16 protein-coding genes are annotated in these 19,627 nt (G+C 71.3%); 5 read left to right on the plus strand and 11 right to left on the minus strand.

The window, feature by feature from the left end; translation table 11 throughout:
* Window positions 1-18 precede the first annotated feature (18 nt).
* From GA707_RS16160 to GA707_RS16190, 7 genes are all read right to left on the minus strand, one after another.
* Entirely contained in the window at window positions 19-1,275 is a 1,257-nt protein-coding gene (locus GA707_RS16160; protein WP_152179485.1) for a DNA polymerase IV, read from the minus strand.
* A 22-nt stretch (window positions 1,276-1,297) separates the two neighbouring features.
* A complete protein-coding gene (locus GA707_RS16165; RefSeq protein WP_152179486.1) occupies window positions 1,298-2,116 on the minus strand; it encodes a methyltransferase domain-containing protein in 819 nt (272 codons plus the stop codon).
* 47 nt (window positions 2,117-2,163) lie between these two features.
* The gene (locus GA707_RS16170; protein WP_152179487.1) at window positions 2,164-5,886 is read right to left on the minus strand and encodes a DNA polymerase III subunit alpha; all 3,723 of its coding nucleotides are present in this window, start codon (window positions 5,884-5,886) and stop codon (window positions 2,164-2,166) included.
* A 74-nt stretch (window positions 5,887-5,960) separates the two neighbouring features.
* Entirely contained in the window at window positions 5,961-6,305 is a 345-nt protein-coding gene (locus tag GA707_RS16175) for an SAV_6107 family HEPN domain-containing protein (RefSeq protein ID WP_152179488.1), read from the minus strand.
* Window positions 6,306-6,381: 76 nt separating this feature from the next.
* On the minus strand, window positions 6,382-6,723 hold the full coding sequence (locus tag GA707_RS16180) for a DUF6504 family protein (RefSeq protein WP_152179489.1): 342 nt from the start codon (window positions 6,721-6,723) through the stop codon (window positions 6,382-6,384).
* A 288-nt stretch (window positions 6,724-7,011) separates the two neighbouring features.
* Entirely contained in the window at window positions 7,012-8,436 is a 1,425-nt protein-coding gene (locus tag GA707_RS16185; RefSeq protein ID WP_152179490.1) for an aminotransferase class I/II-fold pyridoxal phosphate-dependent enzyme, read from the minus strand.
* Window positions 8,426-9,574 (minus strand): M20 family metallopeptidase, encoded by a 1,149-nt coding sequence (locus GA707_RS16190; protein WP_152179491.1) that lies wholly within the window; start codon window positions 9,572-9,574, stop codon window positions 8,426-8,428. Before GA707_RS16190 ends, GA707_RS16185 begins: the two co-directional genes overlap by 11 nt.
* Window positions 9,575-9,739: 165 nt before the next feature.
* On the opposite strand from GA707_RS16190, the gene GA707_RS16195 reads away from it, so the two are divergent.
* Window positions 9,740-10,279, plus strand: a complete 540-nt coding sequence (locus GA707_RS16195; RefSeq protein WP_152179492.1) for a YbaK/EbsC family protein — start codon at window positions 9,740-9,742, stop codon at window positions 10,277-10,279.
* A 22-nt stretch (window positions 10,280-10,301) separates the two neighbouring features.
* Here GA707_RS16195 and metF read toward each other — a convergent pair whose 3' ends face one another.
* Complete coding sequence (metF, locus tag GA707_RS16200) at window positions 10,302-11,213, minus strand: methylenetetrahydrofolate reductase [NAD(P)H] (RefSeq protein WP_152179493.1); 912 nt, start codon at window positions 11,211-11,213, stop codon at window positions 10,302-10,304.
* Window positions 11,214-11,275: 62 nt separating this feature from the next.
* Between metF and GA707_RS16205 the strand changes: the two genes are divergently transcribed.
* Window positions 11,276-12,346 (plus strand): polyprenyl synthetase family protein, encoded by a 1,071-nt coding sequence (locus tag GA707_RS16205; protein ID WP_152179494.1) that lies wholly within the window; start codon window positions 11,276-11,278, stop codon window positions 12,344-12,346.
* A gap of 55 nt (window positions 12,347-12,401) precedes the next feature.
* Here the strand turns inward: GA707_RS16205 and GA707_RS16210 are convergent, their stop codons facing one another.
* Window positions 12,402-12,788: an Rv2175c family DNA-binding protein gene (locus GA707_RS16210; protein WP_226963868.1), complete on the minus strand. Its 387-nt coding sequence runs from the start codon at window positions 12,786-12,788 to the stop codon at window positions 12,402-12,404.
* A 244-nt stretch (window positions 12,789-13,032) separates the two neighbouring features.
* Here GA707_RS16210 and GA707_RS16215 point away from each other — a divergent pair, with 244 nt between their 5' ends.
* From GA707_RS16215 to GA707_RS16225, 3 genes are read left to right on the plus strand one after another with little or no spacing between them, the layout of a single operon-like run.
* Window positions 13,033-14,277: a LysM peptidoglycan-binding domain-containing protein gene (locus tag GA707_RS16215; RefSeq protein ID WP_152179495.1), complete on the plus strand. Its 1,245-nt coding sequence runs from the start codon at window positions 13,033-13,035 to the stop codon at window positions 14,275-14,277.
* 43 nt (window positions 14,278-14,320) lie between these two features.
* The gene (pknB, locus tag GA707_RS16220) at window positions 14,321-16,261 is read left to right on the plus strand and encodes a Stk1 family PASTA domain-containing Ser/Thr kinase (protein ID WP_226963869.1); all 1,941 of its coding nucleotides are present in this window, start codon (window positions 14,321-14,323) and stop codon (window positions 16,259-16,261) included.
* Window positions 16,262-16,278: 17 nt separating this feature from the next.
* Entirely contained in the window at window positions 16,279-17,205 is a 927-nt protein-coding gene (locus tag GA707_RS16225) for a DMT family transporter (protein WP_152179496.1), read from the plus strand.
* Here the strand turns inward: GA707_RS16225 and GA707_RS16230 are convergent.
* The gene (locus tag GA707_RS16230; protein ID WP_152179497.1) at window positions 17,202-18,248 is read right to left on the minus strand and encodes a low specificity L-threonine aldolase; all 1,047 of its coding nucleotides are present in this window, start codon (window positions 18,246-18,248) and stop codon (window positions 17,202-17,204) included. The two genes, GA707_RS16225 and GA707_RS16230, sit on opposite strands and share 4 nt — an antisense overlap.
* A gap of 7 nt (window positions 18,249-18,255) precedes the next feature.
* Window positions 18,256-19,617 carry a class II 3-deoxy-7-phosphoheptulonate synthase gene (locus tag GA707_RS16235; RefSeq protein WP_193315377.1) on the minus strand — a complete coding sequence of 454 codons (1,362 nt, stop codon included), beginning with the start codon at window positions 19,615-19,617 and terminating at the stop codon, window positions 18,256-18,258.
* Between the last annotated feature and the right edge of the window lie 10 nt (window positions 19,618-19,627).

Genomic DNA, 19,627 nt, shown 5'->3' on the forward strand with positions numbered 1-19,627 from the left:
ACACGCTGTGGGACAACTCTAAGTCGTGTGTGAGTGCCGTGGGAAGTGTGCGTCCTCCGAAGTGAGCAGCGTCGCCGGTGTCACACTCCCCCGCCCGAATCGCGCGGCGGCCCGGTCGACCGCGCGGTCCGCATCCCGCCACCCGTGATCCGGCTCGTCGAGCAGTCCCTGAACGGGTGCCGACGCTGTCTCGACCACCGAGCTCAGACGCACTCCGACGAGCCGGATCCGCGCTCGTTGCAGGCCGAGGGCGTCGTAGAGGGCGAGGGCCGACCCGAAGATCTCCCGGCTCACGTCCGTGGGGTCCTTCAGCGTGCGGGATCGGGTGATGGTCGTGAAGTCGGCGAAGCGGACCTTGAGGGTCACGGTCCGCCCGCTCAGACCTGCGGCACGCATCCGGGACGCGACCTTGTCGCTGAGCCGCAACAGCTCCCGGCGGATGTAGTCGGGGTCGTCGACGTCGTAAGGGAAGGTCTCGTCGGCACCGACGCTCTTCTCCTCACGGACCGGCTCGACCCGCCGAGGGTCCCGGCCCCACGAGAGATCATGAAGGTGGCCACCGGCTGCCTCCCCGAGTGCCCGACGAAGGGTCGCGACCGGCGTGTGCGCGATGTCGGCCACGGTCCGCAGACCGAGACGCCGCAGAGCCTCCTCGGTGCGGTCTCCGACGCCCCAGAGTGCTCCGACGGGCAGTTGATGAAGGAAGGGAACCACATCCGCCGACGGCACCACGAGAAGTCCGTCGGGCTTGGCGAGACCTGAGGCCAGCTTGGCCACGAACTTCGACGGCGCCACACCGACCGAGCAGGTCACTCCCTGTTCATCGACGATCCTGGCTCGGATGAGCTCACCGATCTCGATCGGCGATCCGAGTAGCCTCCGGGCTCCCGAGACGTCGAGGAAGGCCTCGTCGAGCGAGAGCGGCTCGACCAGGGGGGTGATCGATGCGAACGTGGCCTGAACCGCCCGGGACACCTCGGCGTAACGCTCGTGTTCGGGAGGCAGGACGGTGGCCGTCGGGCAGAGGCGCAACGCCCGGGACATCGGCATGGCCGAGGTCACACCGGAGGCCCGGGCCTCGTAGGTCGCGCTCAGGACGACCCCACGGGTGCCGGACCCACCGACGATGACCGGGGTCCCGACGAGGTCGGGATGATCGAGCAACGAGACCGACGCATAGAAGGCGTCCATGTCGACGTGCAGGATCGTGCAACCGGTGTCGTCCGGCGGTCCGGACGAGACCTGCGCCGGAGCGGAGTACTGGCGTCTGCTCATCGGTGCCGATCAGTCTCGCCGGTCAGGATCGACGCCGGGCCACGATATGGGTCGCGGCTCCGAGCTGACCCAGCAGGGGGTGGTCGGGATGGGTTGCCGCGGCGGCCTCGAGCTCGAGCAGTGCCCTGCGGTCGGCCTCGGTATCGATGTATGCGGAGGGGACGAGGTCGGAGAAGATCCGGACCCCGTGAACGTCCTCGATGGCGAACCCTGCCGAGATGAGCAGGTCGGTGAGGGCCTCTGTGTCGAACCGTCGAGGCATCGGGTCGGCGTCGCCCCACCGGCCGTCGCGGCTGGTCAGGGCTCGCTGGGCCTGGGTGAACCGGCCCGCCAGGACGCGGTGGAGCACGGCCGCGAGGCGACCGGCTGTCACGAGTGAGAGGGCGCCACCGGGCGTGAGGATGGCTGCCATGGCCCGGATCGTCGCCGCGGGGTCGTCGACCATCTCGAGGGCGTCGTGACAGCAGATCAGGTCGATCGGCCGCCCTCCGACGAGGTCACTGACGGCTGCCGTGTCCGTGATCGTGTCGGCGTCCCCCTGGACCGCTGTGACACTGCCACCGCCACCACCGTCCTCGCCCAGGCCCTGCTCACTGGCCCTGCGCTGCAAGGAGGCGAGGGCATCGGGGCTCGGGTCGATGACGTGAACATGGTGTCCCGCGAGCGCGAGCGGAACCGCCAGGCCACCGGTTCCACCGCCGAGGTCGAGGATGACCAGCGGGCGGCCGAGCTCACGCTCTCGAGCTGCTGCGAGGGCGTGGACGGACTCCCAGATCGCAGCGGTCCGCAGGTTCGTCGCGGCTGGATGACCGGTCGGGCGGCTGCTCGGGAGGTCGGTCATGACGCCAACTCTAGTCGGCGACCGGTGCTGCACCACGAGGACGGAACTCATCGCCCGGAGCTCCCCGGGGACGCGTGCCAGATCTTGCGGGTCGGCCCGGCGGGAGCGGTCCACCGGCCGGTGTCTCCATCGGAGGCGGGCCATCGGGACCGGCTCGTTCCGGCCGGGGCGATATCCGCATACGGCGACTGACGGAAGCCGGAGGCGTGCACGAGGACCCGGCGACCCCTTCGATGTCCGCCCCGGATGTTCTCGTCCGCCTCGAGTGCCGCCATCAGGTCCGTCTCGGCGATCCTGCGCTCGACGGCCGGCATCCCGCCGTCCCGCCAGGCCTCCTCGAGCACGGAGAGCTCCCACGCGCCGGTGGCCCGCACCGAGACCCCGCGGTCACCGGTGCGCCGGACGACCCCACGCACGAGCAGCATCCAGGAATGGAAGACCACTTCGGCATAGGGTCCCTGCACGTCCTCGAAGAAGGTCGTGTCGGCAGGGCCCGTGCCGTCGTCGATGGTGAGGAACACGACCCGTCGGCCGGAGCGGATGGGAGGTGTCTGGGTCGCGACCTTGGTGCCGGCGAGCCACACGACCGAGCCACTGCGACACGAGAGCAGATCCGCAGCCCGGGTGACCCCGATGGCCCGGGTGAGCGGGCGGTAGAAGTCCATGACATGGGCACTCGCGTCGAGACCGAGGATCTCGAGCTCGGCCTGGACCCGTTCGACACCGGTGAGTTCCGGCAGTCCGTGAGCGACCAGCCGGGGAGCGTCGCCGAGGTCGAGACTGAGCTGAGTGCGTTCCCCGGACCCGCGACTGCGGCTGTGCCGGTCCAAAGCGGCGACGTGGAGCAGGAGGTCGCGCCGGGTGACCTGGCCACGACGCCCCACACCGCCAGCTCCGATCCCGTGGAGCCGGTCGAATGCGCCGACGGTGACCAGGCGCTCGACGACCGGCCTGCTCACTCCGGCGCGATGCCAGAAGTCGTCGAGATCGAGGAACGGGGCGGCCTCGGCGATGCGGGCGACCTCGGCCGCGCTGATCCCCTTGACATCGGTCAGGCTGAGCCTGATCCCCGGCCGGTGGACCCGATCCCCGTCCTCGCCACGGACCGGCTCGACGACGTAGTCCGCTCCGGAGGCGTTGACGTCGACCGGAAGGATCTCGATCCCGATTGTCCGGGCGTCGTCGAGGATCAGACGCTTCGGGTACATCCCGGGATCGTGGGTCAGGACCCCGGCCAGGAACGCTGCCGGATGATGCGTCTTGAGCCACGCCGAGTGGTAGGTGGGAAGGGCGAACGCTGCGGCGTGGGCCTTGCAGAAGCCGAAGGAGGCGAAGGACCGGAGCACCTCCCAGATCCGGTCGATCTCTTCGGAGGTGTAGCCCCGTGCCGCCGCGGCGGGGCGCCACCAGGCCTCGATCTCCACCTGTCCCGCCGGGGTACCCATGGCGCGCCGCACCTCGTCGGCCTGGGCGAGGCTCACCCCCGTCGTCACGGCGACGATATGGAGCACCTGCTCGTGGAAGACGACGACGCCTTCGGTCTCCTCCAGAGCCGGGACGAGGGATGGGTGCAGGTAGCGGACCGGCCGCCATCCGTGCCGGCTCTCCAGGTAGGGGGTGATCATGTCGGACTTGACCGGTCCCGGCCGGAAGAGCGAGATGTCGACGATGAGGTCCTCGAACCGGGTCGGACCGAGCTTGCCGATGAGCTCACGCTGACCTGGGCTCTCGATCTGGAAGCACCCCAGGGTGCGGGTGGTGCGGATCATGGCGAAGGTCTCCTCGTCGTCGAAGGGAACCTGGGCCTGGTCGTCGAGGTCGATCCGCTCCCCCGTCGTCCGCTCGATCTCACCGACGGCGTGCGCCATCGCCGACTGCATCCGGATGCCGAGGACGTCGAGCTTGAGCAGGCCGAGCGCCTCGACGTCGTCCTTGTCGAACTGGCTCATCGGGAAGCCGAGCAGACTGGGCTCGACCGGGGTGCGGTCGAGCAGTCCGGCACCGGACAGCACGATCCCGCACGGGTGCAGTGCGATGTGCCGGGGCAGCCCGTCCAGGCTCTCGACGAGATCGAAGAAGGTCTGCAGATGGGCCGCCCCGAACCCCCGGGACCGCAGTTCGGGAAGGTCCGCGATGGCCGCCCTGGCGTCCCTGGCCCGGATGTGGGGGAAGGACGTCGCGATCTCGTCGACGTCACGCGGCGCCATGCCGAGCGCGGCCCCGACGTCCCGGATCGCATGACGGACCCGATAGGTGTCCATCATCGAGACGCACGTGACCCTCGAGGCACCGAACCGCTCGATGACCGCTTCGTAGATCTCGGTCCGGCGCGCCGACTCGACATCGATGTCGATGTCCGGCAGCTCGGCGCGCAGTGGTGAGCAGAACCGCTCCATCAACAGGTCGTAGCGGATCGGGTCGACCCCGCTGATCCGGAGCAGGTAGTTGACGAGCGACCCTGCACCGGATCCTCTGGCCGCGACCCGGACGCCGCGGTCCCGGATCAGGTCGGTCACCTCGGCCACAGTGAGGAAGTACGTGGCGTACCCGAGGCGGGCGATGACGTCGAGCTCCTCGGCGAGCCGGTGCTGGACGCGGGCCCAGAGCGTCTCGTCGGCACCGGGGTACCGCTCGGCGACCGCTCCTCGGCAGCGGGCCTGGAGGACAGCCTGCGGGTCGGTCCCGGCGGGGATGCCGAGCACGCTCGCCTCGGGAAGGTGCACCGACCCGATGCCGAGGTCGCGCCGGATGTCGAGAGTGCACTCGGCCCCCAGGGCCACGGTGTCGTGGAGCAGCTGGGCGGCTCGGACCGGACTCACCGCGACGACCTCGGCGAGCCGGGCCATGGTCTCCGTCGACGCGAGATGAGCGGCATCGGTGGTCCGATCGAGGTGTCGGCGGTCGAGCACGACGAGTCGCCTGCTCGCATCGAGGACGTCGACGACCCTGGCCTGGTCGCGGTCCCGGTGCCGAACCGCCGCGCTGAGGATCGCCGGAGTGCCGGTCGCATCGGCCAGCGCGAGCATGCGGCGGGCATGCTCCCGGCACCCGGGAGTGCCCGGTGGCCCGTCGTGGCAGACGACCTCGACGACGACGGCTCCCGGAAGGCTCCGGCGCCAGCGGACCAGCCGGTCGTGCGCCTCGCGATCCCGGCGTGCCAGGACGGCTCGTCCCACGTCACTGTCCGCTCCGAGCAGGACGACGAGAGCATCCGCCTCCTGCCCCCAGGACCGGATCCGCTCCCGGGAGGTGACCGGCCGGCCCCGGTCCCCGCGGGACAGCGCGTCGGCGTGGGCCTCGCTCACCACACGGCACAGCGCTCGCCACCCTGCCGCGTGCGGGACACCCGAGACAACTCCGCGACCCAGGACCGTGACCCTCGGCAGCCGGGCATCGACGTAGGACCCGCCCCGGACCGGGGTCCGCTGTCGCGACATCGGACCTGACCAGGGATGAGGCGAATCCGCATGTGTCTGGTCCGCCTGGATCTGATCTACATGTGTCTGGTCCGCACGTGTCGGATGTGCACGTGTCTGGTCTGCAGGGACCGAATCCGCACAGGCCAGGTCGACACCGAGCACCGGGGCGATACCGGACCTCGCGGCGGCGGTCGCGAACCGGACCGCGCCGTACAGCCCGTCACGGTCGGTGAGTGCGAGCGTGTGCTGACCGTGGTGAGCCGCCCGCTCGACGAGATCTTCCGGCATCGAGGCGCCGTAGCGCATGGAGAAGCCCGAGGCGACGTGGAGATGAGCGAAGTCGAGGGTCATGGTCCGGCCTGTGTGATGAGGGGGGGTGGTGGGGCTGCGGTGAGGAGGGGGATGGGACTGCGGTGCGCGCTCGCTCAGCGGGTCAGGGAGTGGGCGACGAGCTCGAGGAACCGCTCGGCATCACGAAGGAGGTCGTCGGCCTCGCGAGCGCTGACCCGGCCGCGCCGGGAGGCGCAGCGGGCGAAGACGGCCGACCATTCGGCCAGCTCCGGGGCGAGAGCGGGGACGAGGTCCCAGACCGTGACCATCCCCCGGACCCGGGCGGAAGGACGGGAGCGGGCGGCGAGGACCGCCGCACCGGCCCGCAGGGCGGCGAGGTGGGCGATCTGGTAACGACGGTCGACGGTGGTCTCGTGCCGGGCGTCGATGAGGCTCTCCCGGGAGCGGTCGAGGAGGTCGAGGACGGCGGTGGCGGACATGGGTCTCTCCTTGGGTCGGTCTCGATGGCTTGTGAACCGTTGGGCGGTGACACCGGCCCGGTCGGTCGTGAGGACCTCAGTCGATGACGGCCAGCAGGTGCCAGGTGCCGTCGGTGTCGCAGGCGAGGTCGACCACCGATGTGCCACTGGCCATCCCCGCGCTCGCCTCGACCCGCCAGCAGCGTCGGACCGGCGCCTGCCCACCCCGCCACCACGGAGCCTGGTCGAGCCAGGTCGCGACGACGGACCGGACGGCGTAGTGCCGCCCGCGCCAGAGGAACGCCGACGGTGGGCCGTCGGCCGGCGACGACTCCCTCTGAGCCCCGGACTGGGTGGATCCGGACTGGGTGGATCCACCGGGACGGAGGTGAGCTGCCCGATCGGGATGGGCGATGATGGGTTCGGCGTATGAACGCATGGCGAGTCAGCCCCTGTCATGTGACGGTGAGAGACGATCGCGGGGAACGATCGCCGACGACGACTCCGGGCGGAGCCATCGGTGGTGCCCGCACATCGACTGCCCGGCGACTCGACCCCGCATCCGGACAGTGTTCGAACACCTGTTCGAACACTGTAGGCCATCACCATGCTCGGCCGTCAAGGGGTCGGATGGCCGATGGGGACGATCTCGTGACCGCACCGGAGGACACCGCTCGCCGGCCTCAGGGAATGGATCCGGCCTCAGGGAATGGATACGGACGGAGGCTCAGACCCCCGAGACCACCCGCAGCGTGTGGAGGCCCGGATCCGCCGCATACGCGATGCGGATTCCTGCGGACCGGGCCTGGGACAGCGCCTCCAGGATCTCCTCGGTGACCAGCTCCCCCGGAGCGAGGACCGGGATCCCCGGCGGATAGGGAGCCACGAGCTCTGCGCTCACCCGGCCCACGGCCGACGTCCGGGAGACCGTGTCACGGCCGGCGAAGAAGGCCTCCCGCGGGCTCAGGACCTGCACCGGCTCGATGCCGTACGAGACCGGCACGGCCACGGGGCGAGGCGCGCCCCGCCGCCTCTGCACCGAGGCGACCAGTGCGTCGGTCAGGGCACCGATGCTCCTCTCGTCGTCCGCCAGCGTCACGACAGCCACGACGAGGTCCCGCTCCACGCTCTCGACCGTGATGCCTCGGGCCGACAGATCGGCCTCCACGGCAAGGCCGTCTGCGCCGGTCCCGGCGAGGCCGACGGTCAGCTTGAGCGGATCGGTGCCCGGCCCGTCGAGGACGACACAGCCCTCGACCGCAGCCAGCCGCTCCCGGGCATTCCCGACAGCGGCCAGTGCCGTCCCGAGAAGGGCCTGGCCGTCCTTCGCCAGCAGGGCCCGGGATGCGTCGATGCTGGCGAGGATCGCACCCGACGGACTGGTCGTGGCCGTCGCCTCGACCCCGGCGTCCAGCCGAGCCGCATCGATCCGGCCACCGCGGGTCAGCACCATCGCACCCTGACTCCAGGCCGGCAGCGTCTTGTGCGCGCTGAGCACCATCGCGTCGGCGCCCGCCGCGAGCGCATGCGGCGGCAGACCGGGATGGAAGCCGAAGTGCGCGGCCCAGGCGGCGTCGACGACGAGCGGCACCCCTGCCTCGTGCGACACCAGCGCCAGCCGCGACACGTCACCGACGGTGCCGACGTATGACGGGTCGCCGACCAGAACGGCCCGGGTCCGCGGATGTCCGACGAGCGTCCGGCTCAGGTCCTGCGCATCGACCCCGAGCGGCAGACCCGTCCCGGGGTCGATCCGGGGGCGGACCCATACCGGCTGCAGTCCGGCCAGGACCAGACCGAGGAACATCGATCGGTGCAGGGTGCGACTGACGACGACGGTGTCCCCGTCTCCGCCGAGGGCCAGAGCGAGTGCCTGGTTGGCGTGCGTCGAGCCACCGCACGAGAAGCGGCACAGGTCAGCGCCCCAGAGCTCGGCCGCGAGCCGCTCCGCCCGCTCCAGCACCCCGCCCTCCAGGCGCATCGTGTCGAGCCCCGCATACAACGGCACATCACCGCCGACGACATCGCCGACCAGATCGCGGCGGTGCTTGTGGCCCGGGATGGTGAACGCGGTGGGCGGGCTCTCGGCGAAGCGCAGCCACGCGTCCAGCAGAGGCGCGTCGGCGCGCAGACCGCGCGGATCAGTCGGCACGAGCGCCCCAGAGCTCCGGCATCCCGAGGGTGTCGACGAGCACACGGGTGAACGCCCGCAGCTGGGCCAGATCGACCCACTCGTCATCGGAGTGCAGGCCACCGCCGGAGGGACCGCTCACCACCGTCGGACACACCCGCTGCCAGAGCGGCGCCTCGAGCCAGTACGGCGCGTCGAGCCCCCACCCGGTCCCGAGTCGTTCACCGAGCGCCTCCCCCCACCGCCGCGCGGGGCCGGCGGTGTCACAGCGCCACGGCTCTCGCTGGGCCAGGACCTCGATCGTCGTATCCCAGTCCGGCTCGAGCAGGGTGCGGATCTCCGTCACCACCTCGACGAGCGTCTCACCCGGTGCCACCCGTCGCTCGACGACACACTCCGCCGCGGCGGGGATGACGAAGGGCGACTCCCCTCCTCTGGCCACGGTAACCATGAGGTCTCCCCCAGCAGCACGCACGCGGGGGGCGTGCTCATCGACCGCCGCGATGAGTCGCCCGAGTCGGCTCACCGCGTTGGTCCCCAGATCCGGCTGTGAGCTGTGCGCCGCGCGGCCACCGATGCGCACCAGAACCACCGCGAACCCACGAACCGAGCGAGCGAGGGCCAGGTCCGTCGGCTCGGCGATGAGGCAGACATCGGGGCGGATGCCCAGTGCGGGCAGCGCGGCGATCACCGTCTCGCTCCCGAGGCCGGCGTCCTCCTCGTCGGCGACGAGAGCCAGAACCGGACGGACCACACCGAATTCGGCGGCGCGCTCCGCCGCCACGACGAGTGCCGCCACGCCGGCCTTCATGTCGGCGGCTCCCCGACCGAACATCCGGTCACCCACGACCCTTGCGGAGAAGGGCTCGACCATCGCCCCCGGCCCCACCGTGTCGAGGTGTCCGTTGAGGATGACCGTGGGCAGCCGCTCCGAGTCGGGTGGATAGGCGACCAGACTCGGCCGGTCGGCGTCCTCGTGCGGGGTGAGAACATGGGTCGTGAACCCGGCACGGTCGAGTCGGGACCTGAGGTGCTCGACGGCGGCCCTCTCTCCGGGGGCGCCGGTGACCAGACCGGGGTTCGTCGTGTCGAGGGAGACCAGGGCGGCTGCCAGGCGCGTCGCGTCCTCGCCGGCGTCGGAGCTGGGCACGATGGTCACGGCCACAGGGTAGCCAGACGACCTCCGGACCAGGCCGGGAGCGCACGGGTGCGGCTACAGTGACGCCGAGGCAGGCCCCGTGACGTCGAGCCCACCAGGAGGCGACCCAACCCAGGGCTGCCGCCGCTCCGGGCTCGGACGGCACTACCCCACTCGGAGGACAACATGAGCACGACCGACCCGCGAGCCGCTCGACTCGACCACCCGAGCGTTGCGGCAGTCCGGACGGCTCTCGCCGAGCACGCCCGGTTGGCCGGACGTCCGGAGCCCGAGGTCACCGTCCTTCCCGATGCGGTGCGCACGGCTCAGGCCGCAGCCGACGCGCTCGGCGTCACGGCCGCGCAGATCGCGAACTCGCTGATCTTCGTCGCGGTCCACGTCGACGGACGGCGCACCCCACTCCTCGTCCTCGCCAGTGGAGGTGCCCGCGTCGACACCGAGCTGCTCGCCCGACTCGCGGGCCTGGCCGCCCTCGAGCGCGCGGACGCCGACTACGTCCGCACCGAGACCGGGTTCGCCATCGGCGGAGTGGCGCCGGTGGCGCATCGCACGACCTCCGGCGAGCCGCTGCGGACGATCGTCGACATCGAGCTCGCGGACCACGAGGAGGTGTGGGCCGCCGCAGGCCACAGCCACACGGTGTTCCCGACGACCTACGCGGATCTGCTCGCCATCACCGGAGGGGAACCGCTGCAGGTTCGGTAGCGGCCGAGAGGATGTGGGACGGTCACAGCGAGAGGTTGCGGTAGACCTCGAGCGTCGCGGTGGAACGGTTCATCGTGATGAAGTGGATGCCGGGAGCACCCTCGGCGAGCATGCGCTCGGCGAGCTCGGTGGCGATCTGCACGCCGACCGCACGGACCGCGTCGGCGTCGTCGGCCACCGCGGTGAGCCGGTCGAGGACCGGCGCGGGCAGCGGGGTGCCCATAAGCTCGCTCATCCGGGCGATCTGGCGCAGGTTGGTGACCGGCATCAACCCGGGCGTGACGGGCAGGTCCCGTCGCTCGGCGACCCGGTCACGCAACCGCAGATATGCGTCCGCGTCGAACACCATCTGCGTGACGGCGAAGGTCGCACCGGCGTCGGCCTTGCGGACCAGCACCTCGACGTCGTGGTCGAGATCGGGGCTCTCCGGATGCACATCGGGAAAGGCCGCCACACCCACGGTGAAGTCACCGAGGGAACGCACGAGGGCCACCAGCTGGTCGGCGTGGTCGAGCCCGCCGGGATGGGCCACCCACTGCCCGCGTACATCGCCCGGCGGGTCCCCCCGCAGGGCGAGCACGTTGCGCACCCCGGCCGACGCATACTGACCGACGACCCGCCGGAGCGAGCCGACCGACGCTCCGACACACGTGAGGTGGGCCAGCGGCGTCAGCGTCGTCTCGCGGGAGATGCGCTCGGTGACCCGGACGGTCCGGTCCTGCGTCGAGCCGCCGGCTCCGTAGGTGACCGACACGAAGGCCGGTCGCACCGCCTCGAGGCGACGGATGGCCTGCCAGAGCGCGGCCTCGGACGCGTCGTCCTTGGGCGGGAAGAACTCGAAGGAGATCGAGGCCGGCGGTGCCGCCAGGTTCGCCGGGATCGACGCCGTGACATGCGTCGGGCGCTCCAGTCGCGACGGGAGACCAGTGGCCATGCCGCCCAAGGTAGCCGACGGTGCTCCCGTAGGCTGCCACCATCCACGATGAGGAAGGACCCATGAGCAGCGTCATCGCCCGTGTCCAGCGGCGCGCCGACGCCGAGATCGCCCGGCAGCGCGTCCTGCTCGCCGACCTCGGCCCGGACGTCGCCGATCTGCTCGACGTGTGCGAGTTCCTGCTGCAGGGTGGCAAGAGGCTGCGGGCGTCGTTCGTCGTGTGGGGTTACTGCTCGGTGGCCGGCGTGAGCGCCGACGACGCACCCGAGGGCGTCATCGACCTCGCGACGGCGATGGAGCTCTTCCAGGCGGGAGCGCTCATCCACGACGACGTCATGGACGGTTCCGACACCCGGCGCGGCGCTCCCGCCGCACATGTCCGCCTCGCGAACCGCCACCGTGAGCGGGGCTGGCTCGGGCCCGCCGACCGCACGGGCCTGGCCGGCGCGGTCCTGGCCGGCAACCTCTGCCTGGGTGCCGCCGAGGACCTCGTCTCGGGCGCGGAGTTGCCGGGCGACGCCGGGTCGGCCGCCCGCGCGATGTTCGCGACGATGCGGACCCAGCTGATGGCGGGCCAGTACCTCGACGTCGTCGAGTCGGTCAGGCCCTGGGACGACCTGCCCGGCTCCGAGCGGCTCCAGCGCGCCGATCGGGTGATCCGCTTCAAGAGCGCCAAGTACTCGGTCGAGCACCCCGTTCTCATCGGCGCGCTCGCTGCCGGCGCGGACGAGAACCGGATCGACGCCTTGTCCCGCTACGGACTGTCCATCGGCCGCGCGTTCCAGCTGCGCGACGACCTGCTCGGTGTCTTCGGCGACCCGGCGGTCACCGGCAAGCCGGCCGGCGACGACCTGCGTGAGGGCAAGCGCACCGTTCTCGTCGCCGCGGCGTTGGAGCGGCTCGACCCCGACGGCCGGGCACGTCTGCTCGCCGACCTGGGGCGGCCCGAACCGGAGGTCGTCGCCGCGCTCCAGAAGCAGATCGCCGACACGGGTGCGGTCGACTGGGTCGAGTCGCGAATCGCCGCGCTGGTCTCAGAGGCGGGCTCGGCTCTCGCGGACGCGGACCTCTCCGACGAGGGGTATGCGGCGCTCACCGACCTCGCCGACCAGGCCACCCGACGGGTCGCCTGAGGACCGGGGTCGGACCGAAGGAGAACGTCACCCCCGCTCTCAGCCGGTCACGGGCTCAGAGCGCCAGCTCCATCGCGCGACGTCGGATCTCGGTCTTGAACCCGGCGTGCAGGTTGTCGATCGGCGCTCCGGGTGCCGGGAGAGACGGGTCCGGGGTGAACAGCCAGACGAGGATCTCGAGATCGTCGAGGCCACCGTCGGCGAGCACCGTGAAGGTCCCCTTCAAGGAATGGAGAGGACCGTCCGGCCCCAGGAATGCCTCGGGGACGGCGACGGCGTTGTTCTCGCCGACCCGGGCCGCGAGGACGTCGCGGTCGTCGATCATCCTGCGGACCAGGGACATCGGGAGGCCCACCCGTTCTGCGACCTCGGGCACGGAGAGCCAGGACGGAACCAGGGTCATCAGCTCGGGACTGGCGTGGACGATGCCGGACGTAGTCACGCCACGAGGCTACGCGCCGACACCCGCACGTCCTTTCCACCGGTGCGGCGTGTGATGCGGTAGTTTCCTCACATACGTCACAATCGCCTCATCTGTCACATCCAATCCGCATCTCCATCTCCATCCGCATCCCTATCCGCATCCCTATTCGCCCGGCCGACCAGCCGGCCCGAGCACACACCGCCGACGCAGCTAAGAGCACCTCCACGGTTCCCATCGCCCGTCCCACCTCTCAGGAGCACGCATGGCGCCCCTCGTCGTCTCGACCCCTCCTCCGACCATGGCCCCGCTCGCCACGGTGCGACCGGCTCTCCCCGCTGCCGCCGACTGGGGCACCTACGTCGTCAAGCAGGGTGACAGCCTCTACACGATCGCGGGGCGCCATCACACGACGGTGGCCGCCCTCGTCGAGCGCAACAACCTGCCGAAGGGCGGGCGCCTCATCCATCCGGGGCAGAAGCTGGAGGTGCCCGGAGGGGCGGGCACAGGTTCCGCGTCGTCGTCGGCCAAGCCCGCCAAGCCGGCGAAGGCCACCACGGCGACCTACACCGTCCGCAGCGGCGACACCCTCATCGGCATCGCCGGGCGACACGGCACGACCGCCCGCGCAGTGGCCGCGCTGAACGGGATCAGCCTCTCCAAGCACATCCACCCCGGCCAGAAGCTCCGGGTCCCGACCTCGGGCAGCGCGGCGGCCAAGGCCGCCAGTTCCTCCACCACGGCTGCGGCCAAGTCCCCCTCGGCGCCGGCGACGAAGCCGAAGGCGACGACCACCGCATACACGGTGCGCAGCGGCGACACCCTCTCCGGGATCGCGAAGCGGCACGGCACGACCGCCCGGGCGATCGCCGCGCTGAACGGGATCAGCCTCTCCAAGCACATCCACCCCGGCCAGAAGCTCCGGATCCCGACGGCGGGCGCGGCGGCCGCCAAGGCCGCCAGCTCCACCAAGACCGCGAGCTCGGCCAAGCCCGCGGTTCCGCAGCCGGAGATGGCCACTCCGTTCAACTCCGGCGGCTACTCCGCGAAGCACTTCCCCTCGACGACCGTGGCCGCGGCCAAGAAGAACCACGCCCTGCTGGCGACCATGCCGGTCCCGACCCGCGAGCAGGCCAAGGCGATGGTGGCCGCGACGGCGAAGAAGCACGGAGTGGACCCGGCGCTGGCGCTCGCCATCAGCTACCAGGAGTCGGGCTGGAACCATCGCTCGGTCTCGGTCGCCAACGCGATCGGCGTCATGCAGGTCATCCCGTCGTCCGGCGACTGGGCCTCGTCGATGGTCGGGCGCGAGCTCAACCTCCTCGACCCCCAGGACAACGTGACCGCCGGAGTCGTGATCATCCGAGCGCTCCAGCGCGCCACGTCCGACGACGCCACGGCGATCGCCGGCTACTACCAGGGACTGTCCTCGGTTCGCAAGAACGGCATGTACAGCGACACGCGCGCCTACGTGCGCAACATCCAGGCGTTGCGCGCCAAGTTCGGCTGAGGGGCGGTCCGTGGCCGCGACCGGCTTCCGTAGGATCTCGAGCGTGTCCGTCTTCGCGCCCGATGATCTCGTCGACGGTCGCTACCGCATCGTGGGGCACATCGCCCGGGGCGGCATGGCCACCGTCTACGAGGCGCTGGACACCCGTCTGGACCGGCACGTCGCGCTCAAGGTCATGCACCCGGCGCTGGCCGCCGACGACACCTATGTCGCGCGCTTCGCTCGCGAAGCACGGTCCGCGGCGCGCCTGTCCCACCCCAACATCGTCGCGGTCCACGACCAGGGCGAGGACGACGGACGGATCTTCCTCGTCATGGAGCTGGTCCGGGGTCGCACGCTGCGTCAGGTCCTCGACGAGGACGGCGCGTTGTCGCCACGCGCCGCGCTCGACATCGCCGCACCTCTTGCAGACGCCCTCGCGGCCGCACACGCGGCGGGTCTGATCCACCGGGACATCAAGCCCGAGAACGTGATCATCCGCGAGGACGGTGTCGTCAAGGTCACCGACTTCGGCTTGGCGCGCGCCGTCACCTCCGAGACGGCGACCTCGGCCACCGACGCCCTCCTGGGAACTGTCTCGTACCTCGCCCCGGAGCAGGTCGAGAGCGGCCGGGTGGATGCCCGCAGCGACGTCTACGCCGCCGGCCTGGTCATCTTCGAGATGCTCACCGGGACCAAGGCCTTCACCGGCGACAACCCGATGTACGTCGCGTACCAGCACGTTCACGGAGGCGTCCCGGTGCCCTCGTCGCGGGCTCCGGAGGTCCCCGAGCCGCTTGACGCGCTGGTCGACCTGGCCACCTCACGGGAGCCGATGGAACGCCCGGCCGACGGGGCGGCACTCGGCCAGGCGATCCGGTCGGCGAGGGCGCGGCTCACCGAGGACCAGCTCGACGACCGTCCGACCGGACCCGCGGCCGCCGTCGCCTACGCGTCCTCCCCCACCCAGATCATGGCCCACCGGACCGCCGCACCCGACCCGGCGGGCCAACCCGACCCGGGCGCGACGCCGGTCGTGCCGCTCGTCGTCCGTCCGGGCGGCGAGGTCGTGCCGCGCGAACAGCTTCCGGACCATGCCCCCGAACCGGTCGGTTCCCACCGCCGCCGAGGTCTGGTGCTCGCCCTGGTCACCGCCGTACTGCTCGCCGCCGCGGGTGCCGGCGCGTGGTGGTTCCTCGTCGGCCCGGGCTCGCCGACCACGGTGCCGGTCGTCGCGGTGCTCGACTACGACGAGGCTGTCGCCACCCTGCGGACCGCCGAGCTCGGAGCGGTCCGCGAGGACGTCTACGACGAGACGATTCCGGTGGGTCAGGTGGTCTCGACCGACCCCCTGGCCGGCCGGGAGGTCCGCCGCGGCACGGACGTGGCGGTGCGCGTCTCCCTCGGCCCCGAGCGGTATGCGGTGCCCGCCCTCGTCGGAACACCCGCCGACGCAGCGGGTCAGGTGCTCGAGGAGACGATGCTCGCCCTGGGCGAGGTGACCGAGGCCTACTCCGAGGAGGTCGAGGCCGGCGTCGTCGTCTCCGTCGACCCGACGGAGGGCACCGAGCTGCGGCGCGGAGACCCTGTCGCCCTGGTCGTGAGCAAGGGCCGCGAGCCGATCCCGGTGCCCGCGCTCGCCGGCGAGAGTGTCGAGGACGCGACCTCGGCCGTCGAGGATGCCGGTCTGGTGATCTCCGTCGCCGAGGCGCGGTTCAGCGACTCCGTGGCGAGCGGCCGGGTCATCTCCCAGACGCCGGCGGAGGGCTCGCTCTTCCGGGGTGACACGGTCACCGTCGTCCCGTCCAAGGGCCCCGAGACAGTCGAGATGCCGAACCTCGTGGGCAAGCAGCTCCAGGAGGCCGAGGCCGAGCTCGAGGCCCTCGGTCTGCAGGTCGACGTCGAGCGTGCGCTCGGCGGCTTCTTCAACACGGTTCGCGCCCAGAGCGAGGAAGCCGGCACGCGCGTCCGCGTCGGGAGCACGGTGACGCTGACGATCGTCTGACCTCGTATCGTTCGGGGGTGCCCGTCCTCGCCTCTGCCTCTCGCACGCGGCTCGCCACCGTGCTGCTCGTCGCCGTCACGGCGATCTGGGGCTCGACCTTCTTCCTCATCAAGGATCTGGTCGAGACCATCCCCGCGACCGACTTCCTCGCCGTCCGGTTCACCATCGCCGCGCTCGCGATGACCATCGTGTTCCGCCGACAGCTACTCGCGCTGACCCGACGCGACGTGCAGGTGGGTCTGGGCCTCGGCGGCCTCTACGGCGTCGCGCAGATCCTCCAGACCATCGGCCTGGAGCACACCGACGCCTCGGTCTCGGGCTTCATCACCGGCACCTACGTCGTCCTCACGCCCATCCTCGGCGCGGTGATCTTCCGCGACCGGATCCCCGGAAGGGTCTGGGCGGCCGCGGTCCTGGCGATGACGGGCATCGCGGTGCTCTCGCTGCGAGGCATCGCTCTCGGTCTCGGTGAGACCGTGACCCTGGTGGCGGCAGCCGTCTACGCGCTCCACATCATCGGACTGGGCCGGTATGCGCGGGCCGAGACCGCGGTCGGCCTCGCCACCGTGCAGGCTCTGGCCGTCGCCGCGATCTGCGTCGTTGCGTCCCTGCCGGGCGGTGTCCAGACGCCGGACAGCGCCGGTGGCTGGGTGTCGGTCGTCTACATGGCTCTCGTCGCGGGTGCGTTCGCCCTCTGGGCGCAGACCTGGGCGCAGTCGCACCTGACCGCGGCCCGAGCGGCCATCGTCATGTCACTCGAGCCCGTCTTCGCCGCGTTCTTCGCCGTGCTCCTCGGAGGTGAGTCCGTGACGGCCCGGATGCTGCTCGGCGGATCGTTCGTGGTCGCCGCGATGTACCTCGTCGAGCTCGCCCCGCGTCGCCGGCCACAGGCGACCGCTGCGGAGGACCCCCCGGCCGAGATGCTCCATCACGAGGCGCCTTAGGGCGCCGCGAGCACCTCTCGCGCAGCCTCGATCGCGTGGTCCGTCGCCGCGTCGTCGACGTCGAGGTGCCAGACGCACCGCACCCGGCTGGCGCCGGACGCGTAGGTCCGCACCGATCGCTCGGCGAGCCCGGCGACGACGTCGGCCGGGCGTCGTCCGATCGCGCCGACATCGAGCATGACGATGTTGGTCTCCACCGCGACCGGGTCGACCACGTCGGGGGCGGCTTCGGCGACCGCCTCGGCGAACCGACGGGCCCGCTCGTGGTCGTCGGCGAGCCGTTCGAGGTGGTGGACCAGCGCATACCGGCCGGCCGCGGCGAGGATGCCGACCTGGCGCATCCCGCCGCCGTAGCGCTTGCGCCACACCCGCGCCTCCGCCATTGCCGCGGCGCTCCCGACGAGCACCGACCCGACGGGGGCGCCGAGGCCTTTGGAGAGGCAGACGCTCACGGTGTCGAACTCGTCACCATAGGCGGCGAGCGGGGTGCCGGTGGCGACGTGTGCGTTCCACAGCCGGGCTCCGTCGAGATGCATCGCCACCCCGATGTCGACGGTCTCATGGCGAAGTCGGCGGATGGCCTCGAGCGGCTGGACCGTCCCGCCGCCGAAGTTGTGGGTGTTCTCGACGACGACGAGGGCGGTCTCGACCTGGTACTGACCGCAGCCGACTGCGGCCAACCCCAAGGGAGCCTCGGGCTCGAGGCGGCCCCGCTCGCTGTGCCAGGTCCGGGACGTGATCCCGGAGAACGCCGCAGCCGCCCCGAGCTCGGCGCGCACGACGTGCGCGTCGGCGTCGGCGAGCAGCTCCTGGCCGGGAGCGACGTGCAGTCGCAGGCCCAGCTGGTTGGCCATGCTGCCCGTCGGGGTGAAGAGCGCCGCCTCGTGGCCGAGCAGGCCGGCGACCTCCTCCTCCAGCGCCCGCACGGTGGGGTCCTCGCCGAAGACGTCATCACCGACGGGGGCAGCCGCCATGGCGGCTCGCATGCCCTCGGTCGGGGCCGTCAGGGTGTCCGAGAGCAGGTCTGCGCGGTATGCGGTCACACGCGGCTCATGCGGGCGGGTTGCTCAACATCTCGGCGACGAGGAACGCGAGCTCGAGACTCTGCTGGTGGTTCAGCCGAGGGTCGCAGACCGATTCGTACCGCTTGCTCAGGTCGGCGTCGAGGATCTTCTCGGCGCCGCCGATGCACTCGGTGACGTCGTTGCCCGTGAGCTCGACATGCAACCCGCCGGGGACCGTGCCGAGGGCGGCGTGCACCTCGAAGAACCCTCTGACCTCGTCGACGACGTCCTCGAAGTCACGGGTCTTGAAGCCGGACGCGGACTCGAAGGTGTTGCCATGCATGGGATCGCAGATCCACGTCACCGTCGCGCCGGACCTGGTCACCCCGTCCACGATCGCCGGTAGGGCGTCGCGGACCTGCCCGGATCCCATCCGCGTGATGAACGTAAGCCGTCCGGGTTCACGGTCGGGGTCGACGAGGTCGATGATGCGCAGGATGTCGTCGACCTCGGCCTTCTGCGAGAGCTTGACCCCGATCGGGTTGCGCACCCGGGAGACGAAGTCGAGGTGAGCCCCGTCGAGCTGGCGCGTGCGCTCCCCCACCCAGATGAAGTGACCCGAGGTGTCGTAGAGGTCGCCGGTGCGGCTGTCCACCCGGCTCAGCGGGCGCTCGTAGTCGAGGACGAGGGCCTCGTGGGAGGAGAAGAACTCCGTCGTGCGCATGGCGTCGAACTCCGCACCGCAGGCGGCCATGAACTTCATCGCCTTGTCGATGTCGCGCGCCAGCCGCTCGTAACGCACGTTGGCGGCGTTCGCGACGAAGCCGCGGTTCCACTCGTGGACGTAGCGCAGGTCGGCGAAGCCGCCCTGGGTGAACGCTCGGACGAGGTTGAGGGTCGCGCTGCTCGCGTGGTACGCCCGCACGAGTCGGTGCGGGTCCGGCGTGCGGGCGCCCTCGGTGAACTCGAAGTCGTTGACCATGTCGCCGCGGTAGGCCGGCAGCGTCACGCCCTCGCGGGTCTCGCTCGTGCTCGACCGCGGTTTGGCGTACTGGCCGGCGAGCCGACCGACCTTGACCACGGGCACCGAGGCTCCGTAGGTCAGCACAGCGGCCATCTGCAGGATCGTCTTGATGCGGTCTCGGATGTTGTCCGCGGTCGCTGAGGCGAACGTCTCGGCGCAGTCGCCCCCCTGGAGGACGAACGCCTCACCCTGCGCGGCCGCGGCCATCCGGGTGCGCAGGACGTCGACCTCTCCGGCGAAGACGAGAGGCGGGTAGCTCGCGAGCGTCGCCACCGCCTCGGCTAGGGCGGCCGGGTCGGGCCACTCCGGCTGCTGGGCGGCCGGAGGTGACGGGGCGGCGGCCGCGGGGGCCGTCGGCGGGGAGACGGTCGGGGTGCTGCTCACCCGGACAAGG

Origin of the sequence: Nostocoides sp. F2B08 (assembly GCF_009184895.1) — a bacterium.
Taxonomy (GTDB): Bacteria; Actinomycetota; Actinomycetes; order Actinomycetales; family Dermatophilaceae; genus F2B08.